19 protein-coding genes are annotated in these 19,947 nt (G+C 63.7%); 11 read left to right on the forward strand and 8 right to left on the reverse strand.

The features are described from left to right. Nucleotides 1–96: 96 nt before the first annotated feature. The gene (locus AB7535_RS30395; RefSeq protein WP_071909798.1) at nucleotides 97–1,032 is read left to right on the forward strand and encodes a DMT family transporter; all 936 of its coding nucleotides are present in this window, start codon (nucleotides 97–99) and stop codon (nucleotides 1,030–1,032) included. A 90-nt stretch (nucleotides 1,033–1,122) separates the two neighbouring features. Beyond that, a complete protein-coding gene (locus tag AB7535_RS30400) occupies nucleotides 1,123–2,100 on the forward strand; it encodes a Bug family tripartite tricarboxylate transporter substrate binding protein (RefSeq protein ID WP_028151050.1) in 978 nt (325 codons plus the stop codon). Nucleotides 2,101–2,312: 212 nt separating this feature from the next. On the opposite strand, the gene AB7535_RS30405 is transcribed toward AB7535_RS30400, so the two are convergent. Then, a complete protein-coding gene (locus AB7535_RS30405) occupies nucleotides 2,313–3,998 on the reverse strand; it encodes a methyl-accepting chemotaxis protein (protein WP_135216986.1) in 1,686 nt (561 codons plus the stop codon). Between the two features lie 261 nt (nucleotides 3,999–4,259). Here AB7535_RS30405 and AB7535_RS30410 point away from each other — a divergent pair, with 261 nt between their 5' ends. From AB7535_RS30410 to AB7535_RS30425, 4 genes are all read left to right on the forward strand, one after another. After that, nucleotides 4,260–5,303: a C-terminal binding protein gene (locus AB7535_RS30410; RefSeq protein WP_231143476.1), complete on the forward strand. Its 1,044-nt coding sequence runs from the start codon at nucleotides 4,260–4,262 to the stop codon at nucleotides 5,301–5,303. A gap of 97 nt (nucleotides 5,304–5,400) precedes the next feature. After that, on the forward strand, nucleotides 5,401–6,744 hold the full coding sequence (locus AB7535_RS30415) for an ABC transporter substrate-binding protein (RefSeq protein WP_231143477.1): 1,344 nt from the start codon (nucleotides 5,401–5,403) through the stop codon (nucleotides 6,742–6,744). 169 nt (nucleotides 6,745–6,913) lie between these two features. Beyond that, nucleotides 6,914–7,870: a carbohydrate ABC transporter permease gene (locus AB7535_RS30420; protein WP_071909793.1), complete on the forward strand. Its 957-nt coding sequence runs from the start codon at nucleotides 6,914–6,916 to the stop codon at nucleotides 7,868–7,870. After that, nucleotides 7,863–8,762, forward strand: coding sequence for a carbohydrate ABC transporter permease (locus AB7535_RS30425; protein ID WP_439037443.1), 900 nt, complete (start codon nucleotides 7,863–7,865; stop codon nucleotides 8,760–8,762). The genes AB7535_RS30420 and AB7535_RS30425 overlap by 8 nt, the downstream gene beginning before the upstream one ends. Nucleotides 8,763–8,768: 6 nt before the next feature. Here AB7535_RS30425 and AB7535_RS30430 read toward each other — a convergent pair whose 3' ends face one another. Continuing rightward, nucleotides 8,769–9,662, reverse strand: coding sequence for a LysR family transcriptional regulator (locus tag AB7535_RS30430; protein WP_085398962.1), 894 nt, complete (start codon nucleotides 9,660–9,662; stop codon nucleotides 8,769–8,771). Between the two features lie 141 nt (nucleotides 9,663–9,803). Here AB7535_RS30430 and AB7535_RS30435 point away from each other — a divergent pair, with 141 nt between their 5' ends. The 4 genes from AB7535_RS30435 to AB7535_RS30450 all read left to right on the forward strand — a co-directional run bounded on the left by AB7535_RS30435 (nucleotide 9,804) and on the right by AB7535_RS30450 (nucleotide 13,751). Then, the gene (locus AB7535_RS30435) at nucleotides 9,804–10,775 is read left to right on the forward strand and encodes an MBL fold metallo-hydrolase (RefSeq protein WP_135216983.1); all 972 of its coding nucleotides are present in this window, start codon (nucleotides 9,804–9,806) and stop codon (nucleotides 10,773–10,775) included. A 54-nt stretch (nucleotides 10,776–10,829) separates the two neighbouring features. After that, nucleotides 10,830–11,837, forward strand: a complete 1,008-nt coding sequence (locus AB7535_RS30440; RefSeq protein ID WP_231143479.1) for an alpha/beta fold hydrolase — start codon at nucleotides 10,830–10,832, stop codon at nucleotides 11,835–11,837. 19 nt (nucleotides 11,838–11,856) lie between these two features. After that, entirely contained in the window at nucleotides 11,857–12,315 is a 459-nt protein-coding gene (locus tag AB7535_RS30445) for a DUF6130 family protein (protein WP_439037444.1), read from the forward strand. Nucleotides 12,316–12,395: 80 nt separating this feature from the next. Beyond that, entirely contained in the window at nucleotides 12,396–13,751 is a 1,356-nt protein-coding gene (locus tag AB7535_RS30450) for an esterase-like activity of phytase family protein (protein WP_354102613.1), read from the forward strand. 255 nt (nucleotides 13,752–14,006) lie between these two features. Here AB7535_RS30450 and AB7535_RS30455 read toward each other — a convergent pair whose 3' ends face one another. The 6 genes from AB7535_RS30455 to AB7535_RS30480 form a co-directional block, all read right to left on the reverse strand. Further along, complete coding sequence (locus AB7535_RS30455) at nucleotides 14,007–14,834, reverse strand: TonB family protein (RefSeq protein ID WP_166080285.1); 828 nt, start codon at nucleotides 14,832–14,834, stop codon at nucleotides 14,007–14,009. Further along, on the reverse strand, nucleotides 14,834–15,280 hold the full coding sequence (exbD, locus tag AB7535_RS30460) for a TonB system transport protein ExbD (protein ID WP_063981157.1): 447 nt from the start codon (nucleotides 15,278–15,280) through the stop codon (nucleotides 14,834–14,836). The genes AB7535_RS30455 and exbD overlap by 1 nt, the downstream gene beginning before the upstream one ends. A gap of 3 nt (nucleotides 15,281–15,283) precedes the next feature. Further along, a complete protein-coding gene (exbB, locus tag AB7535_RS30465; RefSeq protein ID WP_166080249.1) occupies nucleotides 15,284–16,060 on the reverse strand; it encodes a tonB-system energizer ExbB in 777 nt (258 codons plus the stop codon). Between the two features lie 27 nt (nucleotides 16,061–16,087). Then, the gene (hutX, locus tag AB7535_RS30470; RefSeq protein ID WP_166080224.1) at nucleotides 16,088–16,591 is read right to left on the reverse strand and encodes a heme utilization cystosolic carrier protein HutX; all 504 of its coding nucleotides are present in this window, start codon (nucleotides 16,589–16,591) and stop codon (nucleotides 16,088–16,090) included. Nucleotides 16,592–16,621: 30 nt separating this feature from the next. Continuing rightward, entirely contained in the window at nucleotides 16,622–16,957 is a 336-nt protein-coding gene (locus AB7535_RS30475; protein WP_166080204.1) for an antibiotic biosynthesis monooxygenase family protein, read from the reverse strand. A 136-nt stretch (nucleotides 16,958–17,093) separates the two neighbouring features. Continuing rightward, nucleotides 17,094–19,490 carry a TonB-dependent hemoglobin/transferrin/lactoferrin family receptor gene (locus AB7535_RS30480; RefSeq protein ID WP_231143481.1) on the reverse strand — a complete coding sequence of 799 codons (2,397 nt, stop codon included), beginning with the start codon at nucleotides 19,488–19,490 and terminating at the stop codon, nucleotides 17,094–17,096. 248 nt (nucleotides 19,491–19,738) lie between these two features. Between AB7535_RS30480 and AB7535_RS30485 the strand changes: the two genes are divergently transcribed. Then, a complete protein-coding gene (locus tag AB7535_RS30485) occupies nucleotides 19,739–19,945 on the forward strand; it encodes a hemin uptake protein HemP (RefSeq protein WP_231145409.1) in 207 nt (68 codons plus the stop codon). Nucleotides 19,946–19,947 lie beyond the last annotated feature (2 nt).

The raw sequence follows: 19,947 nt of genomic DNA on the forward strand, positions 1-19,947 counted from the left end.
CAATGACACCTCCTCAAACCATGCCTGCATTGTAGCCTTGCGGCCGCGAGACTTGTGTCACAACAAGAATCCGGCGCAAAGTCGCATCCAACGCCAATGACGATTGCTTCGCCCGCGCCAAAGGCCTCGAATCCGGCCAGTTGGCTCAACAACCAGCCTTACCTGCTGCTCAGCCTGAGCTCGCTGTTCTGGGCCGGCAACATCGTGCTCGCGCGCCATGTCGGCGCGCATGTGCCGCCGCTGACGGTGACCACGATCCGCTGGTTCGGCGTGTTCCTGATCCTGTTGCCGTTCGCCTGGCCGCATCTGAAGCGTGACTGGCCGAATTTGCGTAAGAGCCTGCCGCTGATGCTGTTCCTGTCGCTGGTCGGCTTTGCCTTCAACAACGCGATCTCGTACTGGGCGATGCAATACACGGAGGCGCTGAACGCGCTGCTGATCCAGTCGGCCGGACCGCTGTTCGTGGCGCTGTGGTCGCTGGCGCTGTTCGGCGTGCGGCTGACGGGTGCGCAGCTCGCCGGCATCGCGATCTCGCTTCTCGGCGTGCTGATCATCATCTTGCGCGGCGATCTCGCCGCGCTCGCGAGCATCAGCTTCAACAGGGGCGACATCATGTTCGCCTCTTCGCTGGTGGCGTTCGGGCTCTACTCCGCCTTCATCCCGCGCCGGCCGAAGATCCACCAGCTCTCCTTTCTCTCCTTCACCACCTTTTGCGGCGCGACGATGCTGCTGCCCGCCGCAATCTGGGAAGCCCTAAGCGGCCGTGTCCTGCAACTCGATGGGGTGACGCTGGCGACGCTGGGTTACATCCTGATCTTTCCCTCGACGCTGGCCTATCTCTTCTTCAACCGCGGCGTGGCGCTGATCGGCCCGAACCGCGCCGCGCCGTTCTTCCATCTGGTCCCGGTGTTCGGCTCGGCGATGGCGATCGTCCTGCTCGGCGAAAAACTCCAGCCGTTTCATTTGATCGGCTATGCGCTCGTGCTCGCCGGCGTCGTGTTCGCCTCACGCCAGGGTTCCGCGGTGAAATAATTCCGCGAGGTGGGCGACAAACTCCCGTCTTCCGATTTTTGCGAAGAGAAGCTAGGTTCCCCGCCAACGAAAAAGAGGGAACGTCCAGACATGCTGTCACCACTGATCCGCGCCCTGCGCGCTGCCGGCGCAGCCGCGCTTTGTCTCGCCGCCGCATCCGCCGCGCAGGCCGACAATTATCCGAGCCGCAACATCACGCTGGTGCTGCCGTTCGCGGCCGGCAGCGGCACCGACACCACGACGCGGCTGATCTCGCAGCATTTGTCGCAGGCGCTCGGCGTCGGCATCGTGATCGAGAACAAGGCCGGCGCCAACGGCATGATCGCCGCGACCTATGTCGCGCGCGCCGCCCCCGACGGCTACACGCTGCTGGTGACGACCAACACCACGCATTCGGCCAATCCCTATCTGCTCAAGAGCCTGACCTACGACCCCGTCAAGGACTTCACCCCGATCGCGCGCACCGGCGACCTGCCCTTCATGCTGGTGATTCACCCGGAGGTGCCGGCCAAGACCGTCGGCGAGCTCGTCGCCTACGGCAAGGCCAATCCGGGCAAGCTGAGCTACGCGTCGGGCTCGTCCTCGGCGATCGTGTCGGGTGCGACCTTTGCGCACAATGCCGGGCTCGATCTCCTGCACGTGCCCTACAAGAGCTCGCCGCCGGCGCTCAACGACGTCATGGGCGGCCGAGTCTCGATGATGTTCGTCGACATCCTGACCGGCCTGCCCCACGTCAACGGCAACGCGCTGCGCGCGCTCGCCGTTACCACCAAGGACCGCTCGCCGCTGGTGCCGAACCTGCCCTCGATGCAGGAGGCCGGCGTGCCGGATTTCGACATCTCGTCGTGGCAGGGCTATTTCGGCCCCGCCGGCATGCCCAAGGAGATCGTGACCAGACTCAACGCCGAGATCAGGAAGATCGTCGAGAAGCCGGAGATCAAGGCCCAGCTCGCCACGCTCGGCATGGACGCCTTCTCCGGCACGCCGGAGCAGCTCGGCACGTTCGTGAACGAGCAGCTCGTGCTGTGGGAGAAGCTGATCACCAACGCGAAGATCGAGAAGCAGTAGGGGGTCTAGGAAGGTGTCATCGCCCCGCCTTGTGCGCAATTGCGCACTGGGGCGGGCGATCCAGTATTCCGAGACGTTGGTGATTGACCCGATGGGCCGCGGCGTACTGGATGCCCCGCCTTCGCGGGGCATGACAGCCGAACAGTTGAAAAAAAAGGTGGGCATGGCGTTTGCGCGCCTTTGCCCACCCTACGAATTCCGTGCGTTCGGCTTTACGCCGCGCGGACCTTGGCGAGGAAGCCGTCGACCGCGCTGCGCAGCGCGCCGGACTGGCTGTCCAGCTCGCGGGCGTTGGTGAGCACGTCGGTCGCAGCAGTGCCGGTCGCTTCGGCGGCCGAGGTGACGCTGCCGATATTCGCGTTGATCTCGTTTGAGCCGGCCGCGACCGACTGGATGTTGCGGGCGATCTCGCGGGTCGCTTCGCCCTGCTGCTCGATCGAGGCGGAAATGCCGGCGGTGATCTCGCTCATTTCGGCGATGGTCTGGGTGATGCCGGAGATCGCCGTGACCGCGTCGCTGGTCGAGGTCTGCATCGCCGCGACCTGGGCGGAGATTTCCTCGGTCGCCTTCGCGGTCTGGTTCGCCAGCGCCTTGACCTCGGAGGCCACGACCGCGAAGCCCCGGCCGGACTCGCCGGCGCGCGCCGCTTCGATGGTGGCGTTGAGCGCGAGCAGGTTGGTCTGCGCCGCGATCGAGTGGATCAGCTTGACGACCTCGCCGATCTTCTCGGCGCCGGTCGAGAGCACCTGTACGGTGGCGTTGGTGCGCTCGGCATCGCTGACGGCCCGGCTAGCGACTTCGGTCGAACGCGTGACCTGGCGGGAGATCTCCGCAACCGAGCTCGACAATTCTTCGGCGGCCGCGGCAACCGTGCCGACATTGCCGGAGGCTTTTTGCGAGGCGGCGCCGACCGTCGCCGCACGCGACGAGGCGTCGCTGGCCGTCGCGGTCATCGACTGCGCGGTGCTCTGCATGCCGGCGGCGGCCGAGGAGACCGAGCGGACGATGCCGTTGACGCTGCGCTCGAAATCGCTGGCGATGCCCTCCATCGCGCTGCGACGTTCCGCCGCGGCACGCTCCTTGGCATCGGCCTCGGTCTTCTCGAGGCCGCGGATGCGGACCGCGTTGTCCTTGAAGATCTGGACGGTCGAAGCCATCGCGCCGACCTCGTCGCCGCGACCAACCCCGGGAATCTCACCCTCGAGCTTGCCGTCGGCGAGATCCTTCATGCGGGCGCCGAGCAGCTCCAGCGGACGGCTGATGCCGCGGCTGATCAGCCAGGCAACGCCGCCGGCGACGATGACGATGCCGAGCATGGCAAGACCTAGCAGCCAGTAGACCGGGCCCATCTTGGCGTCGATGTCGCTGAGATAGGCGCCGGTGCCGAGATACATGTCGAAACCGGGCACCGCGACGGCGTAACCGATCTTGCTGATCGGCGTCTCCTGGCCGGGCTTCACGTAATCATAATAGAGCAGGATCGAGCCGTTGGCCTTGACGCCGTCCATCAGCTCGACGGAGAGCTTGCGGCCGTTGGTCACGACATCCATGCGGTTGCTGCCGATCTGCTTCGGGTCGGGCGCGAGCTGGGTGATGCCGTCATAGGACGTGCCGAACAGATAGCCCGAGCCGTTGTCGTAGGTCATCGCGTTGCCATAGCGGCGAAGGTCGGCCAACGCCGCATCCTTGGTCAGCTCGCCGGCATCGACGCGTTTCTTCAGCGCCGCGGCGTAGTTGCGACCCAGGTCGACGATCGACTTGGCCTGGTCGATGCGCGCATTCACCATCTCGCGCTTCATCAGATAGCCGGCGAGAACACCGGAGAGGCAAAGGCCGAACAGGGTGACGCCGACAAGGATACCGAGCTTGGGGGCGATCTTCAGATTGCTCAACTTCACGGGACAGCTCCGGCAATAATGGGATACGGGCGCGCAAGGGAATCGATAAATTTGATTCAACTTTTAGTGTGTGACCTCTTATCAACTTGTTACGGGCGGCTCCGTAGAAGCCCGGACGGAAGGCCGAAACAGTCGAATAAATCGCCGCAGCGGCAACCGACGATTGTACGCGACCGCTCCGATTTCGCGTAAAAGACGCAAAGGCCCGCCCACAAGGTGCGGGTCACAACAAGAACCGACAGACCAAATCGGGAGCAGGAAATGCCGAAATACAGGGTGGTGACGCCGAAGGGCGCGAGCTTCACGGTCGCAGGCAGCGACTATTCCTTCGAGCGCGAGGCGCTCGATCCGATCGATGCCGAGATCATCGAGGCGCCGGCCAATGAGGCCGAATTCATCGCCGCCGCGAAAAACGCCGATGCCATCTATGCCAAGGGCATCCCGATCTCCAAGACCATCATCGACGCGCTCGAGAGCTGCAAGGTGATCACGCTCGGCTCGGTCGGCGTCGACAGCGTCGACGTGAAGGCCGCGACCGCCCGCGGCATTCCCGTCACCAACATTCCCGACACCTTCATCGAGGAGGTCGCCGACCACGCCATGATGCTGCTGCTCGCCGGCTTCCGCCGCCTGGTCGAGCAGGACAGGATGGTGCGCGACGGGCGCTGGGCCGAAGGCCGGCCAGCGCTGTTGAAGATCCCGCGGCTGATGGGCCAGACGCTCGGTTTCATCTCGTTCGGCCGCGTCGCGCGTGCAGTTGCGAAGCGCGCCGCCCCGTTCGGCCTGCGCATGATGGCCTACGATCCCTTCATCCAGGAAACGCTGATGTACGACCATGGCGTGATCCCGGCGACGCTGAACGAGGTGCTGTCGCAATCCGACTTCGTCTCGATGCACGCCCCCGCGAGGCCCGAGGTGCATCACATGCTCACCGAGAAGCACTTCCGGCAGATGAAGAAAGGCTCGGTCTTCATCAATACCGGCCGCGGCGCCACCGTGGACGAGGAAAGCCTGATCAAGGCGCTCCAGGAGGGCTGGATTGCGCACGCCGCCCTCGACGTGCTGGAGAAGGAGCCGCCCTCGCACAACAATCCCATCCTCAGCATGGAGAACGTGACGCTGACCGCCCATGTCGCCTCGGCCTCGGCACGGTTCGACGAGGCGCGCAAGCGCCGCGTGGGCTACGAATTGTCACTGGTGCTTCAGGGCATGTGGCCGGTAAGCTGCGTCAATCCGTCGGTGCTGCAGAACACCGCGCTCCGCCGCTGGCAGCCCGTCAGCATGGATCGCGGCCCGAACAGCTAGGCGGCCGGCCGCAAGACGCGCCGGAAACCGCAAGAGACCGAAACGGCCCTTCACCGACGATCAACGCCGGGAAGGGAGACATCATAGGGAGGAACTGATGAGGAACGACATCACGCGTCGTGATGCCTTGGTGCTGGGCCTATCTGCTACGGCGCTCGCGGCAACCGGTGTTGCAGCGCACGCCCAATCCACGATCAAGGCCGCGGACGTCCCCGCACCGAAACTGCCGATCGAGAAGGGTGCAACCCTGCGCATGCTGCGGCCGGTGCGCTTCGTCCAGGCCGACGAAGACGTATTCCGCGCCAACGCGGCTAAATTCACCAAGGAGACCGGGGTCGAGGTCAAGGTCGATTTCGTCGGCTGGGAGGACATCAACCAGCAGACCGCGGTGACCTCGAATTCCGGCGCCGGCCCCGACATCATCATCGGCTTCTCCGACGCGCCGCACATCTATGTCGACAAGCTGATCGAGCTGACCGATGTCGCCGACTATCTCGGCAAGAAGTATGGCGGCTGGCAGAACCTTGCGAAGGCCTACGGCAAGAAGGCCAAGAGCGATACCTGGATCGGGCTCCCGTTCGGGGCCACCGCCGGTCCCCTGATCTATCGCAAATCCATCCTCAAATCCGTCGGGTTCGACAAGGCGCCGGAGGACCATGCCGGGCTCCTCGACCTCTGCAAGAAGCTGCAGAAAGCCGGCAAGCCCGCGGGCTTTGCGCTGGGCAATGCGGTCGGCGACGGCAACGGCTTTGCGGACTGGATGATGTGGTCGCACAATGCCTCGCTGCTGGATGAGGAAGGCAATGTCACCATCAACAGCAAGGAGACCATCGCGGCGCTGAATTTCGTGAAGGAGCTCTACCCGACCTTCATCGCCGGTACGCCGTCCTGGAACGACGTCAGCAACAATCGCGCCTATTCCTCGCAGGAAATCGGGCTGACGGCGAACGGCGTCTCACTCTACTTCTCGCTCAAGAACGATCCGGCGACCGCGGCGATCGCCGAGGATTCCGAACATCAGCTGCTGCCGAAGGGCCTTGCACCGATCTCACCGATGTCGGGACTGACGCTGAACGCCATGGTGTTCAAGCACAGCCAGTATCCGAACGCGGCGAAGGCCTTCCTGCAGTTCATGCTGGAGAAGGACCAGTACGAGCCGTGGCTCAACGCCAACAGCGGTTACTGGTCGCAACCGCTTGCGGCCTACGCCGATGCGGCGGTGTGGAAGGGCGATCCCAAGGTCGCGATCTTCAGGGACACCATGAACAGCACGTATTACGCCGGCTACAAGGGTCCGATTTCGACCGCCACCGGTGCTGTTCGCGCGGACTATGTGACGGTGCAGATGTTCGCCTCGGTCGCGACCGGTGCGGCGACGCCCGAAGCCGCGGCTGCGGAAGCGGAACAGCGCTGCAAGCGGTACTTCCGCAGACAGAGGTAGCGGCCGACGACAACGCGGCCGTCATTGCGAGGAGCGACGCGACGAAGCAATCCAGACTGCAACTGCGGAGACAGACTGGATTGCTTCTGCCTTCGCCAAAGCTACGGCGGACAAGTCGCATCGCTCGCAATGGCGGTGTGGTAACAGCCTAGAACAGGACAACGACCCGATGTCCGTGACCACCCTCTCCTCCCCCGTACTGGCGCACCGGCAGCAATCCTGGCTGGTGCGGCTGTTTGACTACAAGCCGTTCCTGATCGTGATGTGCCTCGCGCCTGCGATCGGGCTGCTCGCCGTCTTCCTCACCTACCCGCTCGGTCTCGGCATCTGGCTCGCCTTCACCGACACCACGATCGGCCGACGTGGCGTCTTCGTGGGCCTTGAGAATTTCCAGTATCTGCTCACCGATCCCCTCTGGTGGGGCGCGGTGTTCTACAGCGTGTTCTATACGGCGGTCGCGACCTTCGGAAAGTTCGCGCTCGGCTTCTGGCTCGCGCTGCTGCTCAACAACCATTTTCCTTTCAAGAGCCTGTTGCGCGCCATCGTGCTGCTGCCCTGGATCGTGCCGACGGTGCTCTCGGCGCTGGCGTTCTGGTGGATCTACGATCCGCAATTCTCGATCATCTCGTATCTTCTGGTCGACGTGCTGCATTGGCGCACCACCAACATCGACTTCCTCGGCGCGCCCTGGCCGGCGCGCTTCTCGCTAATCGCGGCGAATATCTGGCGCGGCATTCCCTTCGTCGCGATCTCGCTGCTCGCGGGCCTGCAGACCATTTCGCCCTCGCTCTACGAGGCCGCGATGCTCGACGGCGCCAGCGCCTGGCAGCGCTTCCGCTACATCACCTTCCCGATGATGATGCCGATCCTCGCCATCGTCATGACCTTCTCGATCATCTTCACCTTCACGGACTTCCAGCTCGTCTACGCCATCACCCGCGGCGGCCCGGTGAACTCGACCCATTTGCTGGCGACGCTCGCGTTCCAGCGCGGCATTGCCGGCGGCGAGCTCGGCGAAGGCGCCGCGATCGCGGTGTCGATGATCCCGTTCCTGGTGTTCGCGACGCTGTTCTCATATTTCGGCCTGGCGCGCCGCAAATGGCAGCAGGGAGAGGCCAATGACTGATACTGTCGCCCAACCTGCCGTGTCCGACGCGAAGGCGGCGCCCGATACCATGGCCTGGGATTCCGGGCTGCGGCGGCTGATGATGATCTATTTGCCGCTCGGCTGCTTCGTGCTGATCCTGCTGTTTCCGTTCTACTGGATGGCGATCACGTCGTTCAAGCCGAACGCAGAGCTGATGAATTTCAAGGATCACAACCCGTTCTGGATCACCTCGCCGACGCTGGCGCACGTCAAGCACCTGCTGTTCGACACCGCCTATCCGCGCTGGCTGTGGACAACGATGATTGTGGCGATCGGGTCGACCACGCTGTCGCTGATCGCGAGCACGCTCGCCGCCTATGCCATCGAACGGCTGCGCTTCCGCGGCAGTCCTTATGTGGGCCTCGGCATCTATCTCGCTTACCTCGTGCCGCCGTCGATCCTGTTCATCCCGCTCGCCACCGTCGTGGTGCAGTTCGGCCTGTTCGACAGCCCGCTGGCGCTGATCCTGGTCTATCCGACCTTCCTGGTGCCGTTCTGCACCTGGCTCCTGATCGGCTATTTCAAGTCGATCCCCTACGAGCTCGAGGAATGCGCGCTGGTCGACGGCGCGACGCGGCTCCAGATCCTCCGCCGGATCACGCTGCCGCTGGCGGTGCCCGGGCTGATCTCGGCCGGCATCTTCTCCTTCACGCTGTCCTGGAACGAGTTCATCTACGCGCTCGCCTTCATCCAGAGCGGCGCCAACAAGACCGTGCCGGTCGCGATCCTGACCGAGCTCGTCACCGGCGACGTCTACCAGTGGGGCGCGCTGATGGCGGGATCACTGCTCGGCTCGCTGCCGGTTGCGATCTTCTATTCGCTGTTCGTCGATTACTACGTGTCCTCGCTGACCGGTGCGGTGAAGGAGTAACACGAGCTAAGCGAGCCGCTCCTTAAGGCGCGGCGTGGCCCAGTCGAGAAAAGATCGGAGCTTGAGTGGCTCGGGCTTGCGCTCCGCGTAGACGATATGCACCGGCCATGGCGCCTGTTCGAATGGTTCCAGCATCAAAACGAGCTTTCCGGCGCGCCGTGCGGCTTCCATCTTGTACGACATGACGCGGGTGATGCCGGCACCCGCGATCGCGGCTTCGACCGCAGCCTCGGAGTCGCTCAAAGTCAATCTCGACCGGATCGGCACCGCTACTTCGCGGCCGTCGATGACGAACTTCCAGTTCCGCTGAGCCGCGAGGCTGTCGATACTGATACAGTCATGAGCAGCCAGATCGGCAGGCACCTTCGGTTGGCCGTGCTTGGCAACATAACCGGGACTCGCACAGAGCACGAACCGGACCGAGCCGACTCGGGTCGCGATCAGGTTGCTGTCCGGGAGGTTGCCGATGCGAACCGAAATGTCGATATTCTCCTCGGCCGTGTTGACAATGCGGTCGGTCAGGACGAGCCGCAGCGCGATGTCTGGAAAGGCATCCATGAATTCGAGCGCGATCGGCAACAGGTGCATGTGTCCGAGCCCCCAGGGCGACGTGACCGCGAGATCTCCTTTCGGAATCCTGTACTCGCCGGAGACCTCGCGCTCCGCGTCGTCTACCTGCCCGATAATGCGCTTGCAGGCTTCGATGTAGGATCGTCCGACATCGGTCAGCTTCATCTGGCGCGAGGATCGCTGAAATAGTTGGGCCTTCAACCGCGCCTCCAGCTCGGCGACCGTGCGGCTGACTGTCGCGACCGGCGTGTTGAGGCGCCGCGAAGCGGCTGAAAAGCTTCCTGTCTCAGTGACCGCGACGATCACCGACATTGCCTCCAACCGGTCCATCGGATACGCTTTCCATATCTTGAGAAGGTGCTTCTCAAGCATACCGTCTGCTCCCCACAGCGACAATCGGCTACGCGGTGGATATGCGCAAAGCCGCCGTGCGTTTTGGATGCCGTCGCCCGGCCGTCAATCGAGGACGCTATGGAGTTAGAGACCAGAGCCCTGCTGTCGCGCCGCAATTTCTGTCTCTGCTGCCTGAGCGGTGCGACGATTGCCGCTACTAACGGTTGGCTTTCGCCGCGGCAGGCCTACGCTGAAGCGCGAGGCCTTGTCAGCCTGATCAAGGACAGTGCGGCGACATCGCCGATCACCACGCACAAACTCCGAGGCAACATAGCCGTGCTCGAAGGCTCCGGCGGAAATGTCGCGGTCCTGACCGGTCCCGACGGCAAGGTTTTAGTCGATGCCGGCATCCGCGTCTCGCGTCCCCAGCTCACCAAGGCGATGGCCGATCTCGGCGCCGATCCCGTCACCCATCTCGTCAACACCCACTGGCATTTCGATCACGCCGATGGCAACGAATGGCTCCATTCCGCTGGCGCCAGGATCATCGCGCAGGAGAACACGCGAAAGTACCTCCTCGAAGTTCAGCGCGTAGAGGACTGGGACTACAATTTCCTTCCGCTGGGACCAGGCGGCATCCCCAGCGACGTATTTTCCAGCACCCATGAGCTCAGACTCAACGGAACCTCGATCGGCCTGAAATATTACGGGCCCGCGCATACCGACAGCGACATCTCCGTCACCTTTGCAGAAGCCAACGTCGTTCATGTCGGCGATACCTTCTGGAACGGCATCTATCCGTTCATCGATTACTCGACTGGCGGCAGCATCAACGGGATGATCGCGGCTTCCGAAGCCAATCTCGCAGCGACCGGACAGGATACGATCGTGATCTCCGGTCACGGCAAGCCGGTTGGCAACAGAGCCGAACTCCAGGCGTTTCGCGACATGCTGGTGACGATCCGCGACAACGTCGCCCGTCTCAAGAGCCAGGGACGAACGCGGGACGAAGCCGTGGCTGCCAAACCGACCGCGGCCTTCGATGCGATATGGGGGCAGTTCGTGATCGACCCCGGCTTCTTCACCCGGCTGGTCTACCAGGGCGTTTGAAGCCGCGGACGACTGACGTCCGCAAAGCCACCGATTCTGGACAGGGAGATCGACATGAAAAGTGCAGAGGTCATGCCGCCACAAACCCGTATCGATCGTCGTTACCTGGTCGTTGGATTGTCCGGATTGGCCGTTGCCACTGCTTCACCGGATGCATCGGCGAAACCGCAGCGCGACAGCCGCGGCACCACCGGTTCTTATCCGGTCGTCTACCATCGAACCAAATCCGTCGACGGGATCAAGATCTTCTACCGCGAAGCGGGGCCCAAGGATGCACCGGTGGTGCTACTGCTCCACGGCTTTCCGACCTCCTCGCACATGTTTCGCAACCTGATCCCGGCTCTGGCGGACCGCTATCACGTGATCGCTCCCGACTACCCCGGCTACGGCCAGAGCGACATGCCACCGCGCACATCGTTCAAATACACCTTCGATCGCTTCGGCGAACTCGTCGACGGCCTGCTCGGCCAGCTCGGTGTCACCCGCTATGCGATGTACGTCATGGATTACGGCGCCCCGGTCGGCTGGCGGCTGGCGCTCAAGCATCCCGAGCGCGTCAGCGGCCTGATCGTCCAGAACGGCAACGCCTATGACGAAGGGCTGAAGGAGTTCTGGAATCCGATCAAGCAATACTGGGCCGACGGGTCCGATACCAGCCGACAGGCATTGATGAAGCTGGTCACGCTGGAAACGACGAAATTCCAGTACACCGACGGCATGTCGGACGTAAGTCGGATTTCACCCGACAATTGGGTACAAGATCAGGCGCTGCTCGACCGGCCCGGCAACAGCGATATCCAGATGGACCTGTTCTACGATTATCGGACCAATCTGCCGCTGTATCCCGCGGTGCAAGCCTACTTCCGCAAGCACAAGCCGCCGACGCTGATCGTCTGGGGCAAGAACGATTTCATCTTCCCGGCCGACGGCGCCCATCCCTACAAGCGCGACCTGCCGCAAGTGGAGTTTCACCTGATCAACACCGGTCATTTCGCGCTCGAGGACAGGTTCGACGAGATGGTTCCGCTGATCCGCGACTTCCTCGCCCGCAAGATCGCCTGATAACCTGGAAGGAACGAACATGAACGCGGCCCTCCACGTCATGGCCGCTCTGGCGGTCTCCACAATGTTTGCGGCAGCCGCCGTCGCCCAAAGCGCCCGCGACGTGCGCGGGCCCTCTCCGCTAGTTGCCATCGACAAGCAGGCGCCCGCCCGCCTGATAGTCGATCCACCGCTGGCCGAACAACTGGCGCAGGGCCTCGTCTTCATCCAGTACACCACGGAAAATCTCCGGATCGTGCCGGTGTTCGGCAAGGGCGCGCTCGACGTGTCGCCGCGCATCGGTCACGTCCACATCACGGTCGATGATGCGCCCTGGCATTTTGTCGATGCCAGTGGCGAGACCGTGATCGTGGTCGGACTGCCTCCGGGCCCGCACAAGGTACTGTTCGAGTTGGCCGATCCCATGCACCGCGTGATCGACAGCAAGACCATCAGCTTCGAGATTCCGGCGCGCTCTCCGGCACCGCCGAAACAATAGCTGCTGCGGCGTTTCGCCCGGTTTCACAAAACTGCAACATGCGATCCGCATAAGGCGTCGTCCACTAACAGGAGACGCACATGCGCGCGACTTTTCTCAGCACCGTCGCAACGATCATTCTCACCGCGAGCACTGCGCTTGCACAGAACGAGGGTGAATTCCCGGCGAAGCTCGCCGGCCACGTGGTGATGCCGGCCGCGACCTTCATCGACGCGCCGGCCGACGCGCCTGCCGATCTCAAGACCTCGGGCAAATACACCACCGGCAAGCGCGTCGACGCGCTCGGCACCGTGATGGGCAAGTCCTATGAGCGTGCGACCGGCGTGTCGCTGCCGTTCAAGGGCCAGCCGCTCCAGGGCCATTCTGGCATCAAGCACATGCCCGACGGCAGCTACTGGGTCATCACCGACAACGGCATGGGCGCGCGCGCCAACTCGCCGGATTCGATGCTGTACCTGAACCGCTACAAGATGGATTGGGCCAGCGGCAAGATCGAGCGCCAGGAAACCATCTTCCTGCACGATCCCGACAAGAAGGTGCCGTTCCGCATCGTCCATGAGGACACCCAGAAGCGCTACCTCACCGGCTCCGACTTCGACACCGAGGGTTTCCAGATCATCGGCGACACCTTCTGGATCGGCGACGAGTTCGGCCCCTATATCCTGAAGGCCGACAAATCAGGCAAGATCCTCGGCGTGTTCGAGACGGTTGCCGACGGCAAGCCGGTGCGCTCGCCGGACAACTGGGCCGTGGCGACGCCGGGCGCGCCGGGCGCGACCTACACCAATGTCAACCTGCGCCGCTCCAAGGGCTATGAAGGCTTTGCGTCGTCGAAGGACGGCAAGTTCCTCTACGGCCTGCTCGAGGGCCCGATCTGGGACGCCGACAAGAAGGACTGGGAGAAGGTCGACGGCAAGGAAGCCTCCCGCATCCTCGAATTCGACGTCGCCGCCGAAAAATTCACCGGCCGCTACTGGCAGTATGTGTTCGAGCAGAACGGCAACGCCATCGGCGACTTCAACATGATCGATCAGGCCTCCGGCCTCATCATCGAGCGCGACAACGGCGAAGGCACGGCCGACAAGGCCTGCCCGCAAGGCACCCGCGGCGAGAACTGCTTCCCCGACATCGCCAAGTTCAAGCGCGTCTACAAGATCGAGCTGACCGACGCCAATGTCGGCAAGCCCGTGCGCAAGATCGGCTATATCGACCTGATGAAGATCCAGGACCCCGACAAGAAGGCCCGCAAGCCGCTCAATGACGGCGTCTACACCTTCCCGTTCTTCACCATCGAGAACGTCGATCGCGTCGACGAGACCCACATCATCGTCGGCAACGACAACAACCTGCCGTTCTCGTCCAGCCGCGATCCCAACAAGGCCGACGACGACGAGTTCATGCTGCTCGAAGTCGCGGATTTCCTGAAGGCGAAGTAAGCCGACGCTCTCTCCTCTCCCTTTCCCCGTTCTTACGGGGAGAGGGAAGGAACCGACAGTGGCGCCTCACCCTCCGTCATTGCGAGCGCAGCGAAGCAATCCAGAGTCTCTCCGCAGAGGCAGTCTGGATTGCTTCGCTGCGCTCGCAATGACGAGGATAGAACTCCATTCCCACACTCGCGATGAGTGCGCGGAGACCGCCCCTCACCCCGCCCTCTCCTCGTAAGAACGGGGCGAGGGAGCGAGAGAGCAACCTCACCGCACGATAAAGTCCACCGGAACGGTAAAGCTCATCGAGCTGTTCTTGATCTCCGCCGGGATCGGCGGGAACGGCGAGGCCTGGTGGATCATCGACGTGGCCTTGGCATCGAACGCGGCAACGCCGGACGAAGCGATGCGGCTGGACGTGACCTGGCCGTTACGGCCGATCGTGAAACTCACCCGGACCAGCCCGCGCTGTCCGTTGCCGCCGGACGGATAGGAGTGAAGGCGCATCAGATGCGCACGGACGCGCTGATTGTAGGTCGCAACCAGCGATGCGATCGCGCCCGCGCTCATGGCGGACGCTGCAGGCGCCTCCCGCTCGGCGCGCGGCGGCGCGCTGGTGCGAGGCGCGGGCGTCGCGTTCGACGGCTTCTTTGCCTCCGGACGAACTACTTTCGGCTTTTCGGGCGCCGGCTTTTCCTGCGGCACGATTTTCGCGGGCTCCGGCTTGTCCGGTGTCGGCTCGAGCTTCTGCTCCGGCGGCGCCACCACGTCGGGCTTCTCCTGCGGCGGTGTCGGCGCGATGGTCTCCTCGACCGCCTGCCGCTGCATCGGCTCCGGCGGTGAGGCATCGGCCTCCTTCATCACCGGCCCCGGCACCACGTCATCCGGCGTCGCCTGCGGCGCCGACGTGATCGGCGCCATGTCGATCATGACCGCAGGCAGGGTGACGCCCTGCTCCGGTTGCGACCGCACCCAATTCATCGCGATCACCGCAGCGATGACATGCAACGCCACGATCACCGCGGCCGAAACGCCCCAACGCGCCGTTTCGCGCTCGCCGAGCGGTTCATGCAGGGCAAAAGCGCTCGCCGACATCAGCTGCGTCCGTCGAGGCCGACCAGGGCGACCTTGAGATAGCCGCCATTGCGCAAGGTGTTCATCACCTCCATCAGGTCGCCATAAGAGACAGCCTTGTCGGCGCGCAGATAGATGCGCTCGTCCTTGCGGCCCTTGGTGGCGGCATCGAGCGCCGTGACGAGGCCTTCGCGTGCCATTGTCTCCTCGCCGACGGCGACGGTGAGATCCGGCTTCACCGTCACGAAGGTGGGCTTGTCCGGCCGCGGCGCCGGCTCGGCGGCGGTGGCCGGCAGCTCGACGCCGATGTCGACGGTGGCGAGCGGGGCCGCGACCATGAAGATGATCAGCAGCACCAGCATCACGTCGATGAACGGCGTGACGTTGATCTCATGGGTGACGTCGAGATCGCCGGGGTCGCCGCGCCTCAGCGGCGATCCCCCGCGTGCGCCGAGTTTCGCGGCCATGGCCTACTCCGCCGCCCGCGCCAGGCGGAACTCTCTGTTGTCGCGCTGCCGGCTGACCAGCAGCATGAGCTGCGCCGAGGCGTCTCCAAGCAGCGCGCGGTAATTGGCGATGCCGCGGACGAGATGATTGTAGATCACGACCGCCGGGATCGCGGCGACGAGTCCGAGCGCTGTCGCAAGCAGCGCCTCGGCGATGCCGGGCGCGACCACCGCAAGGCTCGTGGTGTGGCTCTCGGAGATGCCGATGAAGGAATTCATGATGCCCCAGACCGTGCCGAACAGCCCGACGAACGGCGCGGTGGCGCCGATGGTCGCGAGCACGCCGGTGCCGCGCGCGATCTGCCTGGACATCGCGGCCTCGACCCGTTCCAGCCGCAGCGCGACGCGCTCCTGAAGACCGTCATCGACAATGCCGCCGGAGAGCTCCGCCTCCTTGGCGCAGGACTGGATGAGCTGGGCGACCGCATCATGCGCGTCGCCGGTCCGCTCCGCCGCCTCGGCCAGCTTCATCCTGCCCTCGAGCGCGCGCGTCCGCTCTACGGCGAGCTTGCTCTTGCGGCGCAGCTCGATGGTCTTGGCGAGCCACACCGTCCACGTCACCAGCGAGGCGACGGCGAGCCCGACCATCACCACCTTCACGACGATGTCGGCACCGAGGAACATGCCCCAGGGCGACAGATTGCGCGGCAACAGCGCTTCGTCGATCGCGAAGGCCGGGGCCGGCGCAAGCACCAGCCCAATTGTTAGGATCACATGCCGAAGCCCAAAATTGCTCTGCATCCTGATCTCCCGACAGACAGAAGGAAATTACGCCGCGACCCGGTCCGCCAGCTGCCGGAATCGCACGAGCTGGTCCGCCCGCAGCGCCCGGGTCTCGTCGCGGCCGACGAAGACCTTGAACATGATGCCGCCGTCGGCATTGACGAACGCAACGAAGGCCGAGGTCTTGCCCATGAAGGGGCGTTCGACGAAGGCCAAGGCCGCGCAGCGCTCGTGGCGGAGGTGGCCGTGCAATCCCTTCGGCTGCATCAGGTTGAAATAGCCGCGGCCGACCTCGCCCGCCGGAACCGCGCCCGTGAACTCGAAGATCGCGTCATCCGTGTGCACGATGAGCGTGACCTCGCCCCACGCGGCGATGTCCTGCATGGCGGCGGCGAAATGCTCGCCGCCACCAACGCGCACCATCGACGACGGCAGCGCCTCGATCACCGCGCGCGGCGTGACCTTGCGCTCACGCGCAACGTCCTCGATCACCGCACCGGGATTGTCGGCCATATACGCCTTGAGATCGGCGAGATCGGTGCTCAGCATGTCCGGCTCCCTTTCCTGACCCGCCGCGATCTAGGCGGCCACGTTCGTCTTGCGCTCGGTCATGATGACCTCGAACCCTTCGAACTTGGGATGGCCGAGATAGAGGCTTTCGCCGGTCTTGTTGTCGGCGCGCGCGTGGGCGCGGCGGAATTCGTCCGATCGCGTCCAGGCCTCGAACGCCGCCTTGTCGACCCAGACCGTGTGCGAGGAATACAGCGTGTGGTCCTCGAGCGCCGGCCCCTTCAGCAGGTGGAATTCGACGAAGCCGGCCATGCTGCCGAGATAGGATTCACGGGTGCGCCAGACGGTCTCGAAAGCAGCTTCCGAGCCGAGCTTCACCTGGAAACGATTCATTGCGATGAACATCAGATTTTTCTCCTGTCAGTCTTGTTGATCGGCGAATGCCGAGCGGATGTTTCAGAACGTGCCGAAGCCACGCTGGGACATCAGCGTGGCTCTGGCGGTCAATACGGCGTCCCGTTTGCTGTCGTCGGCGTACTCCTTAGATGCCGCCGAAGTGGTACTTCAGGCCTCCCTTGACCACGAGCCCGGGGCCGGCGCTCGCCCATTTCACGTCGTTTTGCGTATCGCCCGTGCTGCCGACCGGAATGGCGTAGGGCCGGTAGTACTGGTTGAGAAGATTTTCGACCGAGAAGTTCAGCGTGAGATCGGGCCGCGGCTGATACTGGGCGTAGAGGTTCACGAGATCGTACGACGTCGCCGGCGTATAGGTCGGCGGGATGTCGGTGTTCGCAATCACCGACGTCCACATCACCGAGAGGATCAGGGTCCGGTCCAGCAACCGCACGCCGGCGGTCGTCGTGACCTTCTGCGGCGGAACGCTGTACAGGCCAAATCCCGTCTGGAGGTTTTTGCCGTTCTGGTAACTGCCGGAGAGGCCGAAGAACCAGGTGTTCGCGTCGTACATCGCCTCGGCCTCGAAACCCTGGATGCGGGCGGACGCGACGTTCTGATATTGCAGGAACGGAAGCACGGTGATGGAGGGCGCCGGCGGCGGGCCGGTGGGGACCACCAGCGGATTTCCATAGGCGACCTGATCGATGAAGTCGGAGATGTCGTTGCGGAACACGTTGATCTTGCCGCGCAGCGTATCGCCCGCCGTGAACAGATCGTTCTTCTTGATGTTGAAGCCGATCTCCTTGTTCTTGCCGACCTCGGGCCGCAGATTCGGATTCGGGACGAAGCAGAAGGTCGAATCCGCTCCCGGACCCGGCGTGCCCGACGGACAGCGGAAGAACGAGTCGTTGACCGTCGCGCCCGAATGCGGACCGCTGACCAGCGTTTCCGTGATCGACGGCGCGCGATAACCTTCGGCGTAGCTGACATAGGGCGTCACGACCGCCGTGGGAACGAGCCCTACGGTGATCTTCGGCGACAAACGGTCGCCGCCGGACGACGAGGATGCCGAGGAGAGCTGATAATTGTCGTAACGAAGCGCGCCGATCACCTCGAGCATGGAGGTGTAATTGGCCTTCCACTGCACAAAACCGCCGGAGACCGTACGCTGACCGCCGGGCGTCGTCACTTCCGAAGTGCCGGTCCTGTCCTGCGTCGACACCTTGTCCTGGAAAGCGTCCAGTCCGTAGGTCACCGCGTGACGCCAGCTGCCGGTATCGAAGCGCGTGGTGTTGTACACGTCGACGCCGACCGTATCGAGCAGATATCCACGGTTGCTGCCGATACAGCCGGACACGGCATTGCCGGGCACGCCGCCGCAGAAGACCGACGGCGTCGTGCTGGTATGCGCGGTCTTGACCTGGTCGTTCTCGGTGCGATTCCAGTAGACCTTCGCATCCCAGTCGAACCACTGGTCATCCGGCTGCGAATATTTCCAGCCGAGCGTCGTGGTGTAGTTCTTGACGTCGGACCTGTAGATCGACGTGCCGCTCAGGTTGTTGGCGCCGTTCGCATTGGTCGAGTTGGGATCGCCGGCACGGCGTGGCGGCTGACCCACGCTATAGATGTCCTCCTGGAAGATGGTGCCGAGCTTGATCTCATGCCCGTCGGCCGGGCGCACCGTCAGCTTGGCGATGCCGCTGGTGAGCCGGTTGCCGGTGTTGGCGACCTCGAAGCCGGTGCCGTCTTTGTAGCTCTCCTGCGTCGAATAGGTGCCGCCCGCGAACACATCCACATTCGGATTGACGTGAACACCGCCGAAGGCCGAACCGAGCGCGCGTCCGTAATTGCTGCCAAGAATGGTCTTGACGTCGACGCCCCAGCGTTCGCCGGCACGCACGACGTCCTCGATATCCTTGGTGCGGAACGACGCCACGCCGCCGATCGCACCGGAGCCGTAGATGTTGGCGGTCGGACCACGAACGATGTCGATGCCGCTGATCAGCTCGGGGTTGAGGAAGAACGAGCCGTTGGCGAAGTGGCCCGTGCGCTGATAGTTCTGCCGCGCGCCGTCGACGACGACGGCGACGCGGCCGAAATCCTGCAGGCCGCGGATATTGATCGAGGTGGACGGCTCATCGCCGCGGTTCTGAACCCATACGCCCGGCACATTATAGATGAGATCGCCGACCGTGCTGGCCTGGCGGCTTTCGATCTGCGCCGAAGTCACGACGCTGACCGGTGCGAGCGCGTCGACCGCGCGCTCGTCGGTCTTGGAGGCCGCGGCCGTGATGGTGTCGAGCGCCTGGACGCCGACGATCGCCTGCGCGCGTGCATCCCACACGCTGGTGCTGGCCTGCTGCGGCTGAACAGCTTGCGGCTTGGCCGGATTGCGCTTGGCCTGCTTGGGCTTCGCCGGCTTGGATGATTGCGCGGTTTGATCCGCGGTCTGCGCAAAGCTGCTCACCGGCGACACCGCCGCAATTGAAACCACCGACGCGCCCAAAATCAGCGCGCGTGAATACCTAGCCCCGTCAGCCATACACCCAACCCAATCATGATATGTCTTGTTTGGCTGGCGTGCGCTCGCGCGGCGAGCGACTGGCTGGCTATTCTCTGGTGCAGGCCCCCGGCCCGCAATGTTCCATTTGGTTACGTGGCAACACCCTGACGGTCAATGTCATCGGGTTGCAGTTTATATCGATTGTAAATTGCCGCCGTTGGAATGCGCCTGATGCCGCTTATACAAACAAGACGCATCTGAAATTTCGAAAGCGCATCACACCTACCATGGCAGCAACGTCCGGAGACAATAGCGGCGATGCGGCAGGGCCGACACAAAGCCCTTCTGCAACAACGAGAAGTTTGACCATACGCGGGAGCCGGATCGACAGCCGCGAGCTGTTTGCGGCGGAGCGCGAGATCATCATCGCGCATGGCGAGGACGCCTATCGCCTTCGCCTGACCTCGCAGAACAAGCTGATCCTGACGAAGTAACC

The sequence above is a fragment of the Bradyrhizobium sp. 956_D2_N1_4 genome (assembly GCF_052076025.1).
Lineage (GTDB): Bacteria > Pseudomonadota > Alphaproteobacteria > Rhizobiales > Xanthobacteraceae > Bradyrhizobium > Bradyrhizobium barranii.